Here is a 16,220-nt window from a genome sequence, read left to right on the forward strand (position 1 = left end):
AGGGTCGCGACGTGCTCAACAGCGTTCGCGTGATCCGGCGACTGAAATCCGCGGACCACGACTTCGTGCTGCGCTCGGCGTCGTGGCCGCGCAGCACCGCCGACCCGGCGTTGCGCCGGCTCACCCACCTCGCCGACCACAGCAAGCTGTGGCTCGGCGTCGCCGCCGTGCTGGCGACCAGGCGCGGACGGCTGCGGCGGGCGGCGTTGCGCGGAGCCAGCGCCATCGCGTTCACCAGCGCCGTGACCAACGGCCTCGGCAAGCCCCTGCTCCCCCGCCGTCGTCCGGCCGCCAACCTCCTGCCCGTGCGCCGCAGGCTGAGCACGCCGCCGTCGTCGTCCTCGTTCCCGTCCGGTCACGCGGCCTCGGCGGCCGCGTTCACCACCGCGGTGTGGATGGAGTCCCCGGAGCTGGGCCTGGCGCTGCTCCCGCTGGCCGGGGCCGTGGCGTACTCGCGGGTGCACACCGGGGTCCACTGGCCGACCGACGTGCTCTTCGGCGCCGCGATCGGCACCGGCGTCGCCGCCGCCACCAGCCGCTGGTGGCCGGTGCGCCCGTCCACGCCGAGCATCGCCAGGCCCAGCGCGCGCACCGTCGCGATGGACGAGGGCGAGGGTCTGGTGCTGCTGGTCAACCCCTCCTCCGGCGATCCCGCCCGGGACCCCACCGCCGAGCTCACCGGACTGCTGCCGCGCGCCGACTTCGTCCGCCCGCTGCCCGGCACCGATCTGGCCGATCAGCTGCACGAGCACCTCGACGCCACCGGCGACGCGAAGGCGCTCGGCGTCGCCGGTGGGGACGGCAGCGTCGCGGCGGCGGCCGCGGTCGCCGCGGTGCGCGGGCTGCCGCTGCTGGTGGTGCCGAGCGGGACGCTCAACCACTTCGCGCGCGATCTCGGCGTGAACAGCACCGACGACTCCGTGCGTGCGCTGCGCGCCGGTTCGGCGGTGAACGTGGACCTGGGCACGGTCAAGGTCGACGACCTGCCGCAGCAGTGGTTCGTCAACACCGCGAGCCTCGGCGGCTACCCGGACATGGTGCGGCTGCGCGAGAAGTGGGAGCACCGCTGGGGGAAGTGGCCCGCCGGAGCGGCGGCGCTGGTGCGGGTGCTGGCCAGCGCCGAGCCGATCCCGGTGCGGATCAACGGGATCGACCGCAAGATCTGGCTGTTCTTCGCCGGTGGCAACGGGTACCAGCCGAAGGGTCTGGCTCCGACCTGGCGGCCGAGGCTGGACACCGGCGTGCTGGACGTCCGCTACATCCGCGCGGACCTGCCGTTCTCCCGGACCCGGTTCGTCGCGGGAGCCCTGACCGGGGCGCTGTTCCACAACCGCGCCTACGTGCAGGAGGAGCGCGACCGGGTTCGGGTCGAGGTGCTGGGCGCGCCCGTGGCGCTGGCCCGCGACGGCGAGGTCTCGCTCAAGGGAACCGTTTTCGAGTTCGCCGCCCGCGACGGCGCGCTGCACGTCTACCGGCCGGATTGAGCGGGAGAGCCCGGGGGCGCCGCGTCCCGCGTTCGGCGCCCCCGGGGTTCTCCTCGATCGTTCGTCAGGCGCCGATGGTGGCGGTGTCGATGACGAAGCGGTAGCGCACGTCACTGCCGGTGACGCGCTCGTAGGCGGCGTTGACCTGGTCCGCCGAGATGGTCTCGATCTCCGCGCCGATGCCGTGCTCGGCGCAGAAGTCCAGCATCTCCTGGGTCTCGGCGATGCCGCCGATCATCGAGCCGGCCAGCGACTTGTTGCCGCCGATCAGCGAGAACGCGCTGTAGGACAGCGGCGTGCCCGGGGCACCGACGTTGACCATGGCTCCGCCGACGCGCAGCAGACCCAGGTAGGAGTCGACGGGCAGCTCGGCCGAGACCGTGTTGAGGATCAGGTCGAAGCGGCCCGCCAGGGTCTCGAAGGTCGACTCGTCGCTGGTGGCGTAGTAGTCCTTCGCGCCGAGCCTGAGGCCGTCCTCCTGCTTCTTCAGGCTCTGGCTGAGCACCGTCACCTCGGCGCCCATCGCGGCGGCCAGCTTGACGGCCATGTGGCCGAGACCGCCCAGGCCGACGACGGCTACCTTCTTGCCGGGGCCGGCACCCCACTGGCGCAGCGGCGAGTAGGTGGTGATGCCCGCGCACAGCAGCGGGGCGGCGACGTCGAGGCCGATGCCCTCCGGGATCCCGCAGACGAACGCGTCCTTGACCACGACCTGCTGGCTGTAGCCGCCGTAGGTGTTCTCGCCGTCGAAGCCGACGCCGTTGTAGGTCTGGACGTTGCCCTTGACGCAGAACTGCTCGGTCCCGGCCTGGCAGTACTCGCACTCACCGCAGGAGTCGACCATGCAGCCGACGCCGACGCGGTCGCCGACCTGGTACTCGGTCACCGCCGATCCGACGGCGGCGACGGTGCCCGCGATCTCGTGGCCCGGGACCATCGGGAAGATCGCGGTGCCCCAGTCCTCGCGGGCCTGGTGGATGTCGCTGTGGCAGATGCCGGCGTAGGCGATGTCGATCAGCACGTCGTCCGGCCGCAGGTCACGTCGCGTGATCGTCGTCTGCTCCAGGGGTGCCCCCGGGGACGGAACGGCGATAGCGTTCGTGATCGTGCTCATGAACCCTCCATGGAACAGCTTGTGCACGAGCTCTCGATGTAAGAGCCTTCTTACATCGAGACGTGAGAGGGCTCTTACATATTCCGAGCGAGAGATGTGATCCAGGACATGGGCGGCAAGTACCACCACGGCGACCTCCGCGCCGAGCTCGTGCGAGTCTCGCTGGAGATCATCGCCGAACGCGGCGTCGAGAGCTTCTCCGTCGCCGAGGCCGCCCGCCGCGCCAAGGTCAGCCCCGGCGCTCCCTACCGGCACTTCCCCGAGCGGGAGAGCCTCGTCGCCGCCGTGGCCACCGAGGTCGCCCGCCAGCTGGCCGACGAGGTCGAGCAGGCGGCGGGCGAGCACACCGACCCCGTGGAGGGGCTCGCCGCCGCCGCGGGCACCTACACCGGGTACCTGATCCGGCAGCGGGTCGGGATGGACCTGATCAACGCCGAGGTCCTGCAGGGCGCCCGCTACGCCGAGCTGCACGACCAGACCCGTCGCCTCACCGACCAGTTCCTCCTGCGCACCATGGCGGTGGCCACCCCGGCCGATGCCCTGGAGCTGATGGAGCAGCTGTTCACCCAGGCCCACGGCTACGGCACCTTCTGGCTCAACGGCGTCTTCACCAAGCACGGCTACACCCCGGACCTCGTCGTCCGGAAATCCGCCCAGGCCGCCCGGGTCGCCGTCGAGGGCTACCGCCACACCTCCCCCTGACGCCTTCGATCACCTCCACAACCCCGACCGCCGCGTTCGGACATCGGCGAACTGCGGCAATCGGTCCACCAGCGCGGGCCGGGCACCCGACCAGGGTATTGCGACTGACTGATTCCTCAGTTGAATGTTGCGATTTGCGCATGGGGTCGGTACGGTCCGATGCGTGTCGGATGGCGGGTGGGTCGCGCGGGTTCGGCCCCGGCTCCAGGAAGCGGCCCGGCACGCGATCGCCGGCGCGTCGCGCACGCGCGCCACGTCAGCCGCCACGATCCACCGCCACTCCCCCGGCCGCTCCGCGGAGCCGATGCGCCGGGCGCCCCACGAGTCCATCCGACGCGAGATGGTCCGCACCGCAACGAACTTGAAGGAAGACCGATGAACGAAGAGGTCATCATCACCGCGGCGCTCACCGGCGCCGGCGACACCGTCGGCAAGAGCCCGCACGTGCCGGTCAGCCCGGAGCAGATCGCGCAGTCGGCCGTGGAGGCGGCGAACGCGGGCGCGGCCGTGGTCCACGTGCACGTGCGCGACATCGAGACCGGCCAGGGCACGCGCGACGTGTCGGTCTACCGGGAGACGGTGCGGCGGATCCGCGAGTCCGGTGTGGACGTGGTGCTGAACCTGACCGCGGGCATGGGCGGTGACCTGTTCATCGACCAGGACGACCCGCTCAAGCCGGTCGACGGAACCGACCTGGTCAACGGCTTGGAACGGCTGCCGCACGTCGAGGAGCTGCTGCCGGACATCTGCACGCTGGACTGCGGTTCGCTGAACTTCGGCGACGGCAGCCAGCTCTACATCTCCACCCCGGACATGCTGCGCGCGGGCGCCAAGCGCATCCAGGAGCTGGGCGTGAAGCCGGAGCTGGAGATCTTCGACACCGGCCAGCTGTGGTTCGCCAAGAAGATGATCGAAGAGGGCCTCATCGACGCCCCGCCGCTGTTCCAGCTGTGCATGGGGATCCCCTACGGCGCTCCGGTCGACCCCGGTGTGCTGCAGGCGATGGTGAACATGCTGCCGGAGGGCGCGAACTGGGCGAGCTTCGCCATCGGCCGCAACCAGCTCCCGTGGGTCGCGCAGTCGGCGCTGCTCGGCGGGCAGGTCCGCGTCGGCCTGGAGGACAACCTCTACCTGAGCCGCGGCGTGAAGGCCACCAACGCGCAGCTGGTCGAGCGCGCCGTGACCATCGTCGAGGGCATGGGCGCCAAGATCGCCACTCCGGACCAGGCCCGCGCCAAGCTCGGCCTCAAGCCCCGCTCCTGAACCGAAAGGGAATCCACTGTGGACAACGAGAGCGCATCGCGGGTCCGCCACGTCGCCTGCATCGGCGCGGGCGTGATCGGCGGCGGCTGGGCAGCGCACTTCCTCGCCCGCGGCTACCGGGTCACCGCGTGGGACCCGGCGCCGGATGCGGCGGAGAAGCTCCGCCGACTCGTCGACGCCGCCTGGCCCGCGCTGACGGAGCTCGGGTTGGCCGACGGCGCCTCCCGCGACAACCTCACCGTCGCCGACACCCTCGAAGGAGCCGTCGCCGAAGCGGAGTTCGTGCAGGAGAGCGCGCCGGAGGACCTCGCGCTCAAGCAGGACCTGCTCGCCAAGATCGACGCCGCGACGCCGGCGGGCGTGGTGATCTCCTCGTCGACCTCGGGCTACCCGATGACCGACATGCAGACCGCGTGCGCGAACCCGGGCCGCCTGGTGGTCGGGCACCCGTTCAACCCGCCCTACCTGATCCCGCTGGTGGAGGTCGTCGGCGGTGAGTCCTCCGAGCAGTGGGCCGTGGACTTCGCGGCGGAGTTCTTCGAGGTCGCGGGCAAGCACGTGATCAAGATGGACCGCGAGGTGCCCGGTTTCATCGCCAACCGCCTGCAGGAGGCGATCTGGCGCGAGGCGCTGCACATGGTCGACAGCGGCGAGGCGACCGTGGAGCAGATCGACGCCTCCATCACCGAGGGGCCCGGGTTGCGCTGGCCGCTGCTGGGGCCGTGCCTGACCTTCCACCTCGCCGGAGGCGAGGGCGGCATGGCGCACATGCTCGACCACTTCGGGCCGTCGCTGAAGTCGCCGTGGACCCGGCTGGAGGCGCCGGAGCTCACCGCCGAGCTGCGCGACCGCATGGTCGACGGGTGCGAGGAAGCGGCCGACGGCCGCAGCATCCCGGAGCTCGTCGCCGACCGGGACAAGGCCGTCATCGCGGTGATGCGCGCGGTCAACGAGGTCCGGGAGGCGCGATGATGATGCGGCAGCAGGTCCGCCGGGAGTGGATCGACTACAACGGTCACCTCAGCGAGGCCTACTACGTGCTGGTCTTCGGTTTCGCCACCGACGCCCTGATGGAGCGGATCGGCATGGACTCCGAGCACCTGAAGCGGACCGGCTGTTCGCTCTACACGGTCGAGGCCCACGTCCGCTACCTCCGCGAGGTGCCTCCGGACTCGGAGATGCTCATCACCACCAGGGTCGTCGAGGTGGGCGCCAAGAAGGTGCGCCTCTGCCACGAGATGGTGGTGGACGACGTCCTGCGGGCCACGACCGAACTCGTCGCCCTGCACGTGGATTCCGAGCAGGGGCGCACTTCCCCGTTCCCGGAGGACATCACCGAGGCCCTCAACAGCCGCCTCGAAGCGGCCCCGGACTACGCGGGTCGCGTCTGAGCCGCCACGGCCTTCTGTAGGAAGCGGCGGAGCGCCTGGTGCTGCGCCGGTGAGAGTTGCGGGACCTCCGAGCTCATCGCCTGGATGGCGAGGGCTTTGATCTCGGGGTCCTGCTCCTCCTCTGCGGCGAGGTCCCGCCAGAGGGCGTCGCCGTCGATGCCCGTCGCGAGTTCGGCTTCGCGGACGGCATCGGCCAGTTCGAGCTGGTGGTGCCGAACAGTGCGGGGTTGAGTCGTAGGCGAGCTCAGCGACCTGGCCGATCGTGCTCCAGCGGGTTCATGGCGATCAGCCAACCAGTTGACGCTGCGTCAACCGCAAGTCATCGATGCGCCGGTTCGAGCGCGCGGATCTCGCGAACGCTGTCGGCGAGGGTGCGGTCGCCGAGGGAGGCCAGCACGGCACGTTCGGCCTCGGCGGTGAGGTTGGCGAAGAACTCCCCGGTGCGCGCGGCGACCATGCACACGTGCTCGCCGTCGGGTGAGCGCGCCCACAGCGGCTTGTCGCCGACGGCGCAGCGGTAGATGTCCGCGAGCGTGATCTCCTCGGCAGGCCTGCCCAGCCTGGCACCGCCGCCGCGGCCTTTGGTGCAGATCACGAGACCTTCGGCGTGCAGCGGGACGAGCAGCTTGCGCACGAGGCTGGGGTTGGTGCTCAGCTCCTCGGCGAACTGCGTGGAGCTGCGCACCTCGGCGCCCTCTTCGGCCGCGATGGCCAGCCGCATCATCACCTGAAGCGCACGGCAGAACCGGATGTCGAGCATCTCCTCCACCTCCGTCCGCGAGTCGCACCGAAGTCTAACAACGCCCCCATAATAGCGACTGTCACAGTTGCAGTTTCCTGAATCGAATATGTAAGTTTGTCTTGCACACTTCAGCTCCGGGACTTCACTCCTGGAACGCACCGACAGGAGAGCATCGCTGTGAGCAGTCGCGCTTCGCAGGCATTGGCCCGCCCGTTCACCCTCGGTTCGGCCGAGCTGCCCAACCGCATCGTGATGGCGCCGATGACGCGGCAGAAGTCCCCGGGCGGCATCCCCGGCGAAGACGTCGCCGCCTACTACGCGCGCCGCGCCGCCGCGGGCACCGGCCTGATCATCACCGAGGGCACCTACGTCGACCACGCCTCGGCGGGCTTCAGCGGTGACATCCCCCGCTTCCACGGCGAGGAGCAGCTCGCGGGCTGGTCGCGCGTGGTCAAGGCCGTGCACGCCGAGGGCGGCAAGATCATGCCGCAGCTGTGGCACGTGGGCATCCAGCGCCCGGCGGGCGCGGGCCCGTTCCCCGAAGCCCCGGTCGTCGGCCCGTCGGGCGTCGGCCTGAACGGTGAGCCGGGCGCCGGTTCCCCGCTGACCCTGTCGGACATCGACGACCTGATCAACGCCTTCGCGGAGGCCGCGTGGGCCGCCGAGCGCATCGGCTTCGACGGCGTCGAGCTGCACGGCGCGCACGGCTACCTCATCGACCAGTTCCTGTGGGAGCGCACCAACCGGCGCACCGACGCCTTCGGCGGCGACCCGGTCGAGCGCACCAGGTTCGCGGTCGACATCGTCAAGGCGATCCGCGAGCGCGTCGCCCCCGACTTCCCCGTCGTGCTGCGCTTCTCGCAGTGGAAGGCCGACAACTACGACGCCAAGCTCGCCGAGAACCCCGACGAGCTCTCGGCGATCCTCGCGCCGCTGGCCGACGCCGGTGTCGACGCCTTCCACGCCTCCGGCCGCCGCTACTGGGAGCCGGAGTTCCCGGAATCGGGTTCGGAGCTCAACGTCGCGGGCTGGGCGAAGAAGGTCACCGGCAAGCCCGTCATCACCGTCGGTTCGGTCGGCCTGGACGCGATCTTCGACGCCGCTTCGCTGGCGGGCAAGGGCGCCGGCGTGGAGAGCATCGAGCGGCTGCTGGAGCGCTTCGAGCGCGACGAGTTCGACATGGTCGCGATCGGCCGCGCGCTGCTGGCCGACCCGCTGTGGAGCCAGAAGGTCCTGGATGACCGCCAGCACGAACTCGTCCCGTTCTCCAAGGACGCCCTGGTGAACCTGTACTGATCTCAGCGAGACCGACGAGGGCGCAGCGCGGGTCCGCGCGCTGCGCCCTCGTCGCTATCCCGTGGGTTCCGTCGTGGTGGCCATCGCCGGTGACGTCGTCGTGGGCGCGGGCTCCGGCGGTGGCGTGCTGCTGGAAGGCGGCGGTTCGCTGGGTGGAGGTGGTTCGCTCGGCGGAGGTGGCGGCGGCTGGGTCGGCGTCGGCTCCGGAGCGGGTGCCGGTGGAGGCGGCGGCGGAGGCGCTGGTGCAGGGGCCGGAGCCGGCGCAGGGGCAGGCGCCGGTCCTGGCGCAGGGGCCGGAGGCGGTGGCGCGCCCGCGGGAGCGGCGCCGGGCGGCGCCATCGCGACCGCCGCACCGGCCGGTGGGGCTTCCGCGAGAGACGGCGTCGGGTCCGGCGCTCCCGGCGGCAGACCCGGCGTGGAGACGACGCCGCGGGCGTAGCGGTCCGCCCAGGCCAGGACCGTGCGGACGTAGGTCTCCGACGGGTTGTAGCGGAAGAGGGCGGCGGCCAGCTGCGCGCGGTCGCGCAGGTTCCCGCCACCCGCGCACAGGTACCGGCCCGAGGTCACCGCGGCGTCGAAGACGTTGTGCGGATCGGCTCCGCGGTGCGCGTAGGAGCGCCAGGTCCCCGGGATGAACTGCATCGGCCCGACCGCGCGGTCCCACACCACGTCGCCGTCGAGCCCGCCACCGTCGGTGTCGCGGATCGCGGCGATGCCCGGACCACCGTTCAGCCGCGGTCCCAGGATCGGCGAGTACGTGCGTCCCGAGGCGTCGACCTGACCGGATCTCGCGTGGTTGGACTCGACGCGCCCGATGCCCGCCAGCGCCGACCAGTGCAGGCCGCACCCGGGGTCCGACTTCGCCAGCGCGTCCTGCGCCCGCTGGTACGCGGCGAGCACGACGCCGGGAATCCCGAGCGCCCCGGCCGGGATCCGCCCCAACCGGCCGGTTCCGCGTTCGATCCCACCCCGCCGCAGGTCCTCGTGGAACCGCGGGCTCAGGACCGGGTCGTGGGGCACGCGTCCGCTGACGCCCGTCCTGCTGCCTCCCGGCGGCGTCGGTGCCGGGCTGGCCGCGTGCGACCGCTGCTGCCCCGCGTCCAGCGCGGAATCTCCGCGCACCGCCAGGACCGGCAGCAACACCACCAGGAGTCCCGTGGTCACCGCGGTGAACCGCTCGCCACGGCTGAACTCGTCCGGCAACGCCAATGCCCGCACCTCCCCGTCCCACCGCCGCTGCGAAAATCGTCGGATTCGAGCGGTTCTCAGGGGCGGTACCGGCATTGTTCAAAGGCGCACCGACCGCCTGTACCGCCGATCGGCGCAAGTGGTTCGACCAATGGGAAGCGTGAATTCCGGTTGTCGATCTTCGCTCGCGGTACCGTCGGAACATGGGCGACCACGCGCACATCCTGACCAGGCGGGACGACGCGACCGTCACGATCACGATGAACCGGCCGAAGCGCCGCAACTCCCTGTCGCAGGAGCACCTCGCCGAGCTGCTGGCGGCCTTCCGCGAAGCCGGCGAATCCGATGCGACGGGGATCGTGCTGGCGGGCGAGGGCCCGGTGTTCTCGGCGGGCCACGACTTCGCCGACGTCGCCGCGCGCGACCTCACCGGCGTGCGCGAGCTGCTCCGCCTGTGCACCGAGCTGATGGACACCGTCCAGTCGGTGCCGCAGGTCGTGCTGGCCAGGGTGCACGGCCTGGCGACCGCAGCCGGGTGCCAGCTGGTCGGCGCCTGCGACCTGGCGGTGGCCGCCGAATCGGCGGGGTTCGCGCTGCCCGGCGGCAAGGGAGGCTGGTTCTGCCACACGCCCGCGGTGCCGGTGGCCCGCACCATCGGCCGCAAGCGGCTGATGGAGATGGCGCTCACCGGTGACGTCATCGATGCGGCAACGGCCCTGGACTGGGGCCTGGTCAACCGGGTGGCCGCCGACGACGCGCTGGACGACGCCGTCTCCGACCTGCTCGCCCGCGCGACGCGGGGCAGTCGCACCAGCAAGGCCATCGGCAAGCAGACCCTCTACGCCCAGCTCGACCGCCCGGAGCAGGACGCCTACGCGATCGCCCTGGAGGTCATGGCCGCGGCCTCCCAGCTCCCGGCCGCCCGCGAAGGGATGGCCGCGTTCCTGGAGAAGCGCAGCCCCGATTGGCCGGACTGAGCCTCCTACGCGGCCTCGAGCAGTGGTGCCTCCAGGGTCCAGGGAGCCGCGAGCTCCAGCTGACGGGCCAGGCGCAGGAGCAGTGCTTCGCTCTGCAGGGGGCCGACGAACTGCACGCCCATCGGCAGACCCGCGTCGGTGCGGTGCAGCGGGAGGCTGATCGCCGGACGCCCGGTGATGTTGGCCAGCTGGGTGTAGGGAACCCAGGCGAGGTTCTTCTCGACGAGCTGGTCCACCATGCCCAGCAACCGCAGCACGCGCGTGGTCCGGGTGCGCACCAGCAGCTTGGAGACGGCCTGCAGCGCGGGCGGGGTCGCCAGCGATCCGACCTCGATCGGCGGCTCGCCCAGGGTGGGCGTCATCAGCAGGTCGTAGCGGCTGTGGAACCCGGCGAGCGCGGCGATGTGCTCGCGCCGCCGCTCCTGCGCCTGCGAGAGCTCGACGGCGCCGGTCATCCGGCCGAGCGCGGCCATCATCAGCGTGTCGGGTTCGAAAGCGTCATCGCCGCAGCCCGTTTCGCGCTTGATGCGGTCGACCTCGTCCGCCTGGTGGACGAACCACACGAGCAGGAAGTCCTTGCCGAGCTGGCGATCGTCGTGCGGCGGGTCCACCTCCTCGACCTCGTGCCCGAGCTCGGTGAGCAGTTCCGCCGAACGCTCCACGGCCCGCACCGCTTCCGGGTGCGGTCGCTCGCGCAGGGCGCACTGAGTGGTGTAGCCGATGCGCAGCTTGCCGGGCGCCTCGTCGAGCTGCTCGGCCAGCGGGCGGTCGGGCAGCGCGGCGGCGAACGGGCTCACGGCCTCCGGGCCGATCAGCGCGTCGAGCATCGCGGCCGTGTCGCGCACGGTGCGGGAGAGGACTCCGCTGGTGGCCAGGCCGAGGAGCGGTTCGCTCTCCACCGGCCCCGCGGGAACCAGGCCGCGGCCGGCCTTGAGCCCGACCAGTCCGTTGCAGGCCGCCGGGATGCGGATGGATCCGCCGCCGTCGCTGGCCGCCGCCACGGGCACGATCCCCGCCGCGACGGCCGCGCCCGCTCCGCCGGAGGAACCGCCCGGGGTGCGCTGGAGGTCCCACGGGTTGCGGGTGGGGCCGAACAGAGCCGGTTCGGTGACGCCCTTGGAGCCGAACTCTGGCGTGTTGGTCTTGCCGAAGACGACGAGCCCGGCGTCCAGCCAGCGCTGCACGACGGTGTCGGTGACGGCCGAGGTCCGGTCGGCGAACGCGCGGCAGCCGTCGGAGCTCGGGGCTCCGGCGAGGTTGTGGCCCAGGTCCTTGAGCAGGAACGGAACCCCGGCGAACGGGCCGGAGAGCTCGCCGGCGACGCGCTGGTCGGCGTGCTCGTCGAGCCACGCGACGATGGCGTTGATGGCGGGGTTGACCGCCTTCGCCCTGCTGCGGGCGGCGTCCAGCAGTTCGCCCGCCGTCACCTGTCCCGATGCGACGAGCTCGGCCAGTCCCAGACCGTCGTGCCGCAGGTATTCCTCGACGTCCACCCGTTCTCCTCTTCCACCACCGAGCAGCGCGCGCTGCACCGAAAAACCGGACCCAGCATCTCCGCCCGGCTCACCGAGATCAACGGGCCGCGCCGTTTCTGCAGTTCACCGGCGTAGCTCGGGAGCGTCAGGCTCGGTGCCCGGTCGCCTCCACCGCGACCTCGACCCTGGAGCGCACGCCGAGCTTGGCCAGCACGTGCGAGACGTGCACCTCGATGGTGCGCCGCGAGGCGAACAGTCGCGCCGCGATCTCCGGGTTCGACATCCCGTCGCCCACCAGCAGCGCGACCTGGCGCTCGGTCTTGGTCAGCGCTTCCCAGCCCGTGGTGGCGCGGAGCCGCTTGGTGCGCGGCGACCGGATGCCGTGCGGGCGCATCCTGGCCGCGGCGCGTTCGAGGTCCCAGTTCGCGCCGAGGTGGGTGAAGATCTCCACCGCCTGCACGTACGCCTTGCGGGCGGCGGGGATCTCGTCCCGTTCGGCGAGGACGGCGGCCAGGTCCTCCAGCGCCCGTGCGCGCTTGGGCGGCTGGTTGGTCTTGTCGTAGTGCTCGATGGCGGCGCGCAGCGTGATCGGGTCGCGTTCGAGCAGGCCCCGGCAGTGCTGCGCGGCGGCGAGGATGTTGGGCGCGGCGCCCACCGTGGCGCCCTGCACGCAGGCGTTGGTGGCCCGGGTGGCGGTCTCCTCGTCACCGGTCTGCAGCGCGAGCCGGACCAGGATCGGCAGCCACACGTAGTTGCTGCCGAAGCGCTCGCTGGTGTCCAGCGCCTCGGCGAGGATGCCCATCGCCCGCCGGGGTTCGCCCTCGATCTCGGCCCGCAGCACGCCGGCGACCATCAGGAATCCGGCGTTCTCCTGGGAATCCGGTGTCGCTTCCCCGGCCACCGCGAGCTGCTGCTCGAAGACCTCGCGCTCGCCGCGATATCCGGCCAGCATCGCCCGCAGTCCGTGCAACCAGCGGAGTTGGTGCGAGCTCATCTCGGCGGTGAGCTCTCCGGCCGCCTGGAGCTCGGCCGCGGCGTCGTCCCAGCGGCCGACGGTGAAGTAGTGGTTGGCCGCCGACAGCCGCACCACCGCGAGCCGCGACGGGGTGGCGCTGCGCTCGGCGATGGCCAGCATCTCGTGCAGCGCGACTCCGGCTTCTTCGGCGTGCCCGAGGGCGAACAGCAGCATCATCCGGTTGCTGAGCACCTGCAGCAGCAGGTCGACGTTCTCCAGGGCGTCGCCCAGCGCCGAACCGGCCTGCTGGTAGCACACGAGAGCTTCGGCGAGGTCGTTGTTGCGGGCTCGTGCGGTGCCTCGGACGTGCAGCGCGAGTCCCAGCGCGTAGTCGTCGTCGGCTTCGTGGGCCTCGGCCAGCGCTCGATCCACGGTGGTCTCGGCTTCGGCGAAGCTCCCGCTCATCAGCTTCGCCTGCGCGAGCTTGGCGCGCATCCGGGCCAGCCAGCGGAGTTCGAACCCGGCCGTGGCATCGGCTTCGGCGATGACCGCTGCGGCTTCGTCGGCCATCCGGCGCGCGGTCAGCGACCACACCAGGTACCAGGTCAGCTCGGCGGCGCAGGAGGGGTCGGCGGCCTCGTGGAGCGCGCGCTCGCTGAACTCGTGGGCCTGTTCGGAGCGTTCGAGCTGCACCAGCGCGAGGGCGCGGGCGGCCAGCAGGACGTCGCGGTGGTGCTCGTTCGCGGGCAGCGGGACGAGCGCGGCTTCGAGCAGTTCCGCCGCGCAGGCCGGGGCGCGGTGGGCCAGCGCGCGCCCGTTGCGCACCAACCAGTCCAGACCCCAGTCGTCGACTTCGGCGTCGCCGAGGGAGATCGAGGACAGCAGTTGCTCGCCGACCCGTTCCACGGAGGCGCCGGAGTCTTGCAGGACGCGGGCGGCCTGGTTGTGCAGGGCGAGCCGCAGCGCCGTCGGGGTGGTCTCGTAGAGGGCACGGCGGACCAGCGGGTGCTGGAAGCTCAGCTGCAGCCCCGATTCCACCAGCACGCCGGTGTCCAGCACCTGCTCGACGTAGCCGACCAGCGCCGACACCGGGCGTTCGGAGACGGTGGACAGCTCGGTCACGGAGAAGGTCGGTCCCAGCAGCGCGGCCATGCGCAGCAGGCCGATGGTCTGGCTGTCGAAGAAGCCGAGCCGCTCGACGACGGTCTCGGCGAGCGGGCGCGGCACGCCGGCCACGCCGACGACCAGTTCGGCCCTGCCGTCGGTGGCCACCAGGGTGCGCTCGCGGGTCAGTGCGGCGACGACGTCGCCGACGTAGCACGGGTTTCCGGCCGCTCCGGCCAGGAACCGGCGCAGTTCGGGGCCGATCCTCGCTGCCTCGGTGAGCTTCGCGGCCATGTTCGCCACGGCTGCGTCGTCCAGGGGTGCCAGCGCGATCCGCCGGACGCCGGAGCGCAGTTCGGTGTGGCTGCGCGTGGGCCGCGCGGCCGCGACCAGCAGCAGCGGCAGCTGTTCGGACAGCCGCTCGAACCGCTGCCACACCAGCAGGCTCGCCTCGTCGGCCCACTGGACGTCGTCGACGACCAGCACCAGCGGGGCGTTCGCGCACCACTGGGCGACGTGCCCGGAGAGCTCGTCGGCGACCGAGGGCACGGGCACGTCGGCCGCGCCGGAGAACCGCTCGTGCAGCGCCCGCAGTTCCGGTTCCTCCGACTTGGGCCCGATGCCCAGGCAGTCCAGCACGAGCCGCAGCGGGAACCGCTGGGTGAGCCGGTCGGCGGTGGCGCTGCGGACGGCGCAGCCCTTGAGGGCGGCTTCGGCGATGAACTGGCTCAGCAGCGCGGTCTTTCCGATCCCGGGTTCGCCCTCGATCCACAGCGCGCCGCCGGTGCAGTCGACAACCGACGCCACCGCGCGCCGCAGCTCGCCGAGCTCCGCTTCACGGCCGAAGACCACCGGTTCCGCCGTCATCACGCCCGCGAGCCTAGCGCCTGATGACCTCCGTCGAGCACCGAAGTGATCAAGGTCGGGGCAGGATGGGGTTTGGACTGTTCGAGTTTTTCGGTCGTTCGTGTAGTTCGTTGTCGTTGTGTGGTGTTCGCCGGTGCGTCTGCCAGGTGAGGGTGGTGCGTTGTCCGGTTTCGGTGCGAGTGCTTTGCTGGCTGGGTGTTTCGCTCGATCGTGAAGGTCGCTGGTTGGCTGGTGGGTGGAAATTCGCGTGACAGTCTCGGTATCGTTTCAGCAACGGCGATCTTGGGGGTGAGCGGGTATGGCGGTGGTGATCCAGTCCTACCGGTTCGCCCTCGAGCCCTCTCCGGCACAGGCCGAGGCATTGCGGTCGCATTGTGGCGCGCAGCGTTTCGCCTACAACTGGGGCCTGGATCTGATCAAGGTCGTCATGGGCCAGCGCGCGGCGGAAGCCTCTTATGGCATTGGTGAGGAGGATTTGACGCCGTCGTTGTCGTGGTCGGCGTACTCACTGCGCAAACTCTGGAACACCGTGAAGGACGAACTCGCTCCCTGGTGGGCCGAGAACTCCAAGGAAGCCTACTCCTCCGGCCTGGCGAACCTCGCGACCGCACTGAAAAACTGGCGCGACTCTCGGAAAGGCAAGCGCAAGGGCGCGAGGGTCGGATTTCCGCAGCGTAAGAGTCGACGGCATGTGATGTCGTGCCGGTTCACCACCGGCAGCTTCGGCCTCGCCGACCACGACCGTCGGCATGTCAAGCTCCCGCGCATCAGCCTGGTGCGCACGCATGAGTCCACCCGAAAGCTCGCCCGCCACATCGAGCGAGGAACCGGTCGAGTCCCGTCTGCGACGGTGTCGTTCCGGTCGGGGCGGTGGTTCGTGTCATTCTCCGTGGAGATCGACCGCAACGAACCCCCGCCCCGCGATCCCGACGGTGCGGTCGGTGTGGATTTGGGGATCAAGTCCCTCGCCGTGCTGTCCACTGGTGAGGTCATTCCGAATCCGCGTCATCTGGAGCTGGCGTTGAAGGAGTTGCGGCGGCTGCAACGCCAGGCCTCACGTCAAACCGGACCTGACACCGGTCGAACGCCGTCGAAACGCTGGATCAAGACCCAAGCCCGCATCACAAAACTCCACGGCCAGATCGCCCAAGCCAGGTTGGACGGGTTGCACAAGCTCACCACCCGCCTGGTCCGCGAATTCGGGACGATTGTCGTGGAGGACCTCAATGTTAAGGGCATGATGTCCAACCGCCGACTCGCCCGCCACGTCGCCGGAATCGGCATGGGCGAATTCCGGCGCCAGGTCGAGTACAAAGCTGCCTGGTCCGACGTGCGCGTGATCATCGCGAACCGGTGGTTCGCGAGTTCGAAGACGTGTTCCGGTTGTGGTGTGGTGAAAGCCAAGCTGCACCTCTCGGAACGCCTGTTCCACTGTCAGTCGTGTGGCCTGATCATCGACCGGGACCTCAACGCCGCCCTGAACCTCGCCGCTCTCGTCGAGCGGGAGACCTCTTCGGCGAGTTGCGCCGCGAGGTTAAACGAGCCCGATGGAAACCCACGTAAGCCCACCACTCGTGGCCACGGGTACCGCCACGGGAAGGCCCCAGCCCACGCGGGCCGGGGCCAACGTCAGAGCGGCAACGCGCTGACTCAGTGAACGTT

General features: G+C 70.9%; 14 protein-coding genes. 8 read left to right on the forward strand and 6 right to left on the reverse strand.

Annotated elements, in window-relative coordinates; genetic code table 11:
* Positions 1-11 precede the first annotated feature (11 nt).
* Positions 12-1,484 (forward strand): phosphatase PAP2 family protein, encoded by a 1,473-nt coding sequence (locus tag AB0J78_RS22235; RefSeq protein ID WP_363791939.1) that lies wholly within the window; start codon positions 12-14, stop codon positions 1,482-1,484.
* Between the two features lie 64 nt (positions 1,485-1,548).
* Here the strand turns inward: AB0J78_RS22235 and AB0J78_RS22240 are convergent, their stop codons facing one another.
* Positions 1,549-2,598: an NAD(P)-dependent alcohol dehydrogenase gene (locus tag AB0J78_RS22240; RefSeq protein ID WP_363791941.1), complete on the reverse strand. Its 1,050-nt coding sequence runs from the start codon at positions 2,596-2,598 to the stop codon at positions 1,549-1,551.
* A 108-nt stretch (positions 2,599-2,706) separates the two neighbouring features.
* Here AB0J78_RS22240 and AB0J78_RS22245 point away from each other — a divergent pair, with 108 nt between their 5' ends.
* The 4 genes from AB0J78_RS22245 (at position 2,707) to AB0J78_RS22260 (ending at position 5,954) form a co-directional block, all read left to right on the forward strand.
* Entirely contained in the window at positions 2,707-3,300 is a 594-nt protein-coding gene (locus AB0J78_RS22245; RefSeq protein ID WP_363791943.1) for a TetR/AcrR family transcriptional regulator, read from the forward strand.
* Positions 3,301-3,675: 375 nt separating this feature from the next.
* Entirely contained in the window at positions 3,676-4,563 is an 888-nt protein-coding gene (locus tag AB0J78_RS22250; protein WP_363791945.1) for a 3-keto-5-aminohexanoate cleavage protein, read from the forward strand.
* Between the two features lie 18 nt (positions 4,564-4,581).
* Positions 4,582-5,535, forward strand: coding sequence for a 3-hydroxyacyl-CoA dehydrogenase NAD-binding domain-containing protein (locus AB0J78_RS22255; protein ID WP_363791948.1), 954 nt, complete (start codon positions 4,582-4,584; stop codon positions 5,533-5,535).
* Positions 5,532-5,954 (forward strand): thioesterase family protein, encoded by a 423-nt coding sequence (locus AB0J78_RS22260; RefSeq protein ID WP_363791951.1) that lies wholly within the window; start codon positions 5,532-5,534, stop codon positions 5,952-5,954. The genes AB0J78_RS22255 and AB0J78_RS22260 overlap by 4 nt, the downstream gene beginning before the upstream one ends.
* On the opposite strand, the gene AB0J78_RS22265 is transcribed toward AB0J78_RS22260, so the two are convergent.
* Both AB0J78_RS22265 and AB0J78_RS22270 read right to left on the reverse strand, forming a co-directional pair.
* Positions 5,936-6,247 (reverse strand): hypothetical protein, encoded by a 312-nt coding sequence (locus AB0J78_RS22265; RefSeq protein ID WP_363791953.1) that lies wholly within the window; start codon positions 6,245-6,247, stop codon positions 5,936-5,938. The two genes, AB0J78_RS22260 and AB0J78_RS22265, sit on opposite strands and share 19 nt — an antisense overlap.
* A 26-nt stretch (positions 6,248-6,273) precedes the next feature.
* Entirely contained in the window at positions 6,274-6,714 is a 441-nt protein-coding gene (locus AB0J78_RS22270) for an Rrf2 family transcriptional regulator (RefSeq protein ID WP_363791955.1), read from the reverse strand.
* 159 nt (positions 6,715-6,873) lie between these two features.
* Between AB0J78_RS22270 and AB0J78_RS22275 the strand changes: the two genes are divergently transcribed.
* Positions 6,874-7,992 carry an NADH:flavin oxidoreductase gene (locus AB0J78_RS22275; protein WP_363791958.1) on the forward strand — a complete coding sequence of 373 codons (1,119 nt, stop codon included), beginning with the start codon at positions 6,874-6,876 and terminating at the stop codon, positions 7,990-7,992.
* A 54-nt stretch (positions 7,993-8,046) separates the two neighbouring features.
* On the opposite strand, the gene AB0J78_RS22280 is transcribed toward AB0J78_RS22275, so the two are convergent.
* A complete protein-coding gene (locus AB0J78_RS22280; protein ID WP_363791960.1) occupies positions 8,047-9,201 on the reverse strand; it encodes a lytic transglycosylase in 1,155 nt (384 codons plus the stop codon).
* Positions 9,202-9,383: 182 nt separating this feature from the next.
* On the opposite strand from AB0J78_RS22280, the gene AB0J78_RS22285 reads away from it, so the two are divergent.
* Positions 9,384-10,157, forward strand: coding sequence for an enoyl-CoA hydratase-related protein (locus AB0J78_RS22285; protein ID WP_363791963.1), 774 nt, complete (start codon positions 9,384-9,386; stop codon positions 10,155-10,157).
* A 5-nt stretch (positions 10,158-10,162) separates the two neighbouring features.
* On the opposite strand, the gene AB0J78_RS22290 is transcribed toward AB0J78_RS22285, so the two are convergent.
* Both AB0J78_RS22290 and AB0J78_RS22295 read right to left on the reverse strand, forming a co-directional pair.
* The gene (locus AB0J78_RS22290; RefSeq protein WP_363791965.1) at positions 10,163-11,650 is read right to left on the reverse strand and encodes an amidase family protein; all 1,488 of its coding nucleotides are present in this window, start codon (positions 11,648-11,650) and stop codon (positions 10,163-10,165) included.
* A gap of 127 nt (positions 11,651-11,777) precedes the next feature.
* Positions 11,778-14,558, reverse strand: a complete 2,781-nt coding sequence (locus AB0J78_RS22295) for an AAA family ATPase (RefSeq protein WP_363792286.1) — start codon at positions 14,556-14,558, stop codon at positions 11,778-11,780.
* A gap of 298 nt (positions 14,559-14,856) precedes the next feature.
* Between AB0J78_RS22295 and tnpB the strand changes: the two genes are divergently transcribed.
* Positions 14,857-16,215, forward strand: coding sequence for an IS607 family element RNA-guided endonuclease TnpB (gene tnpB / locus AB0J78_RS22300; protein WP_363791967.1), 1,359 nt, complete (start codon positions 14,857-14,859; stop codon positions 16,213-16,215).
* The last annotated feature ends 5 nt before the right edge of the window (positions 16,216-16,220 follow it).

This window comes from Saccharopolyspora sp. NPDC049426, from assembly GCF_040676935.1.
GTDB lineage: Bacteria > Actinomycetota > Actinomycetes > Mycobacteriales > Pseudonocardiaceae > Saccharopolyspora.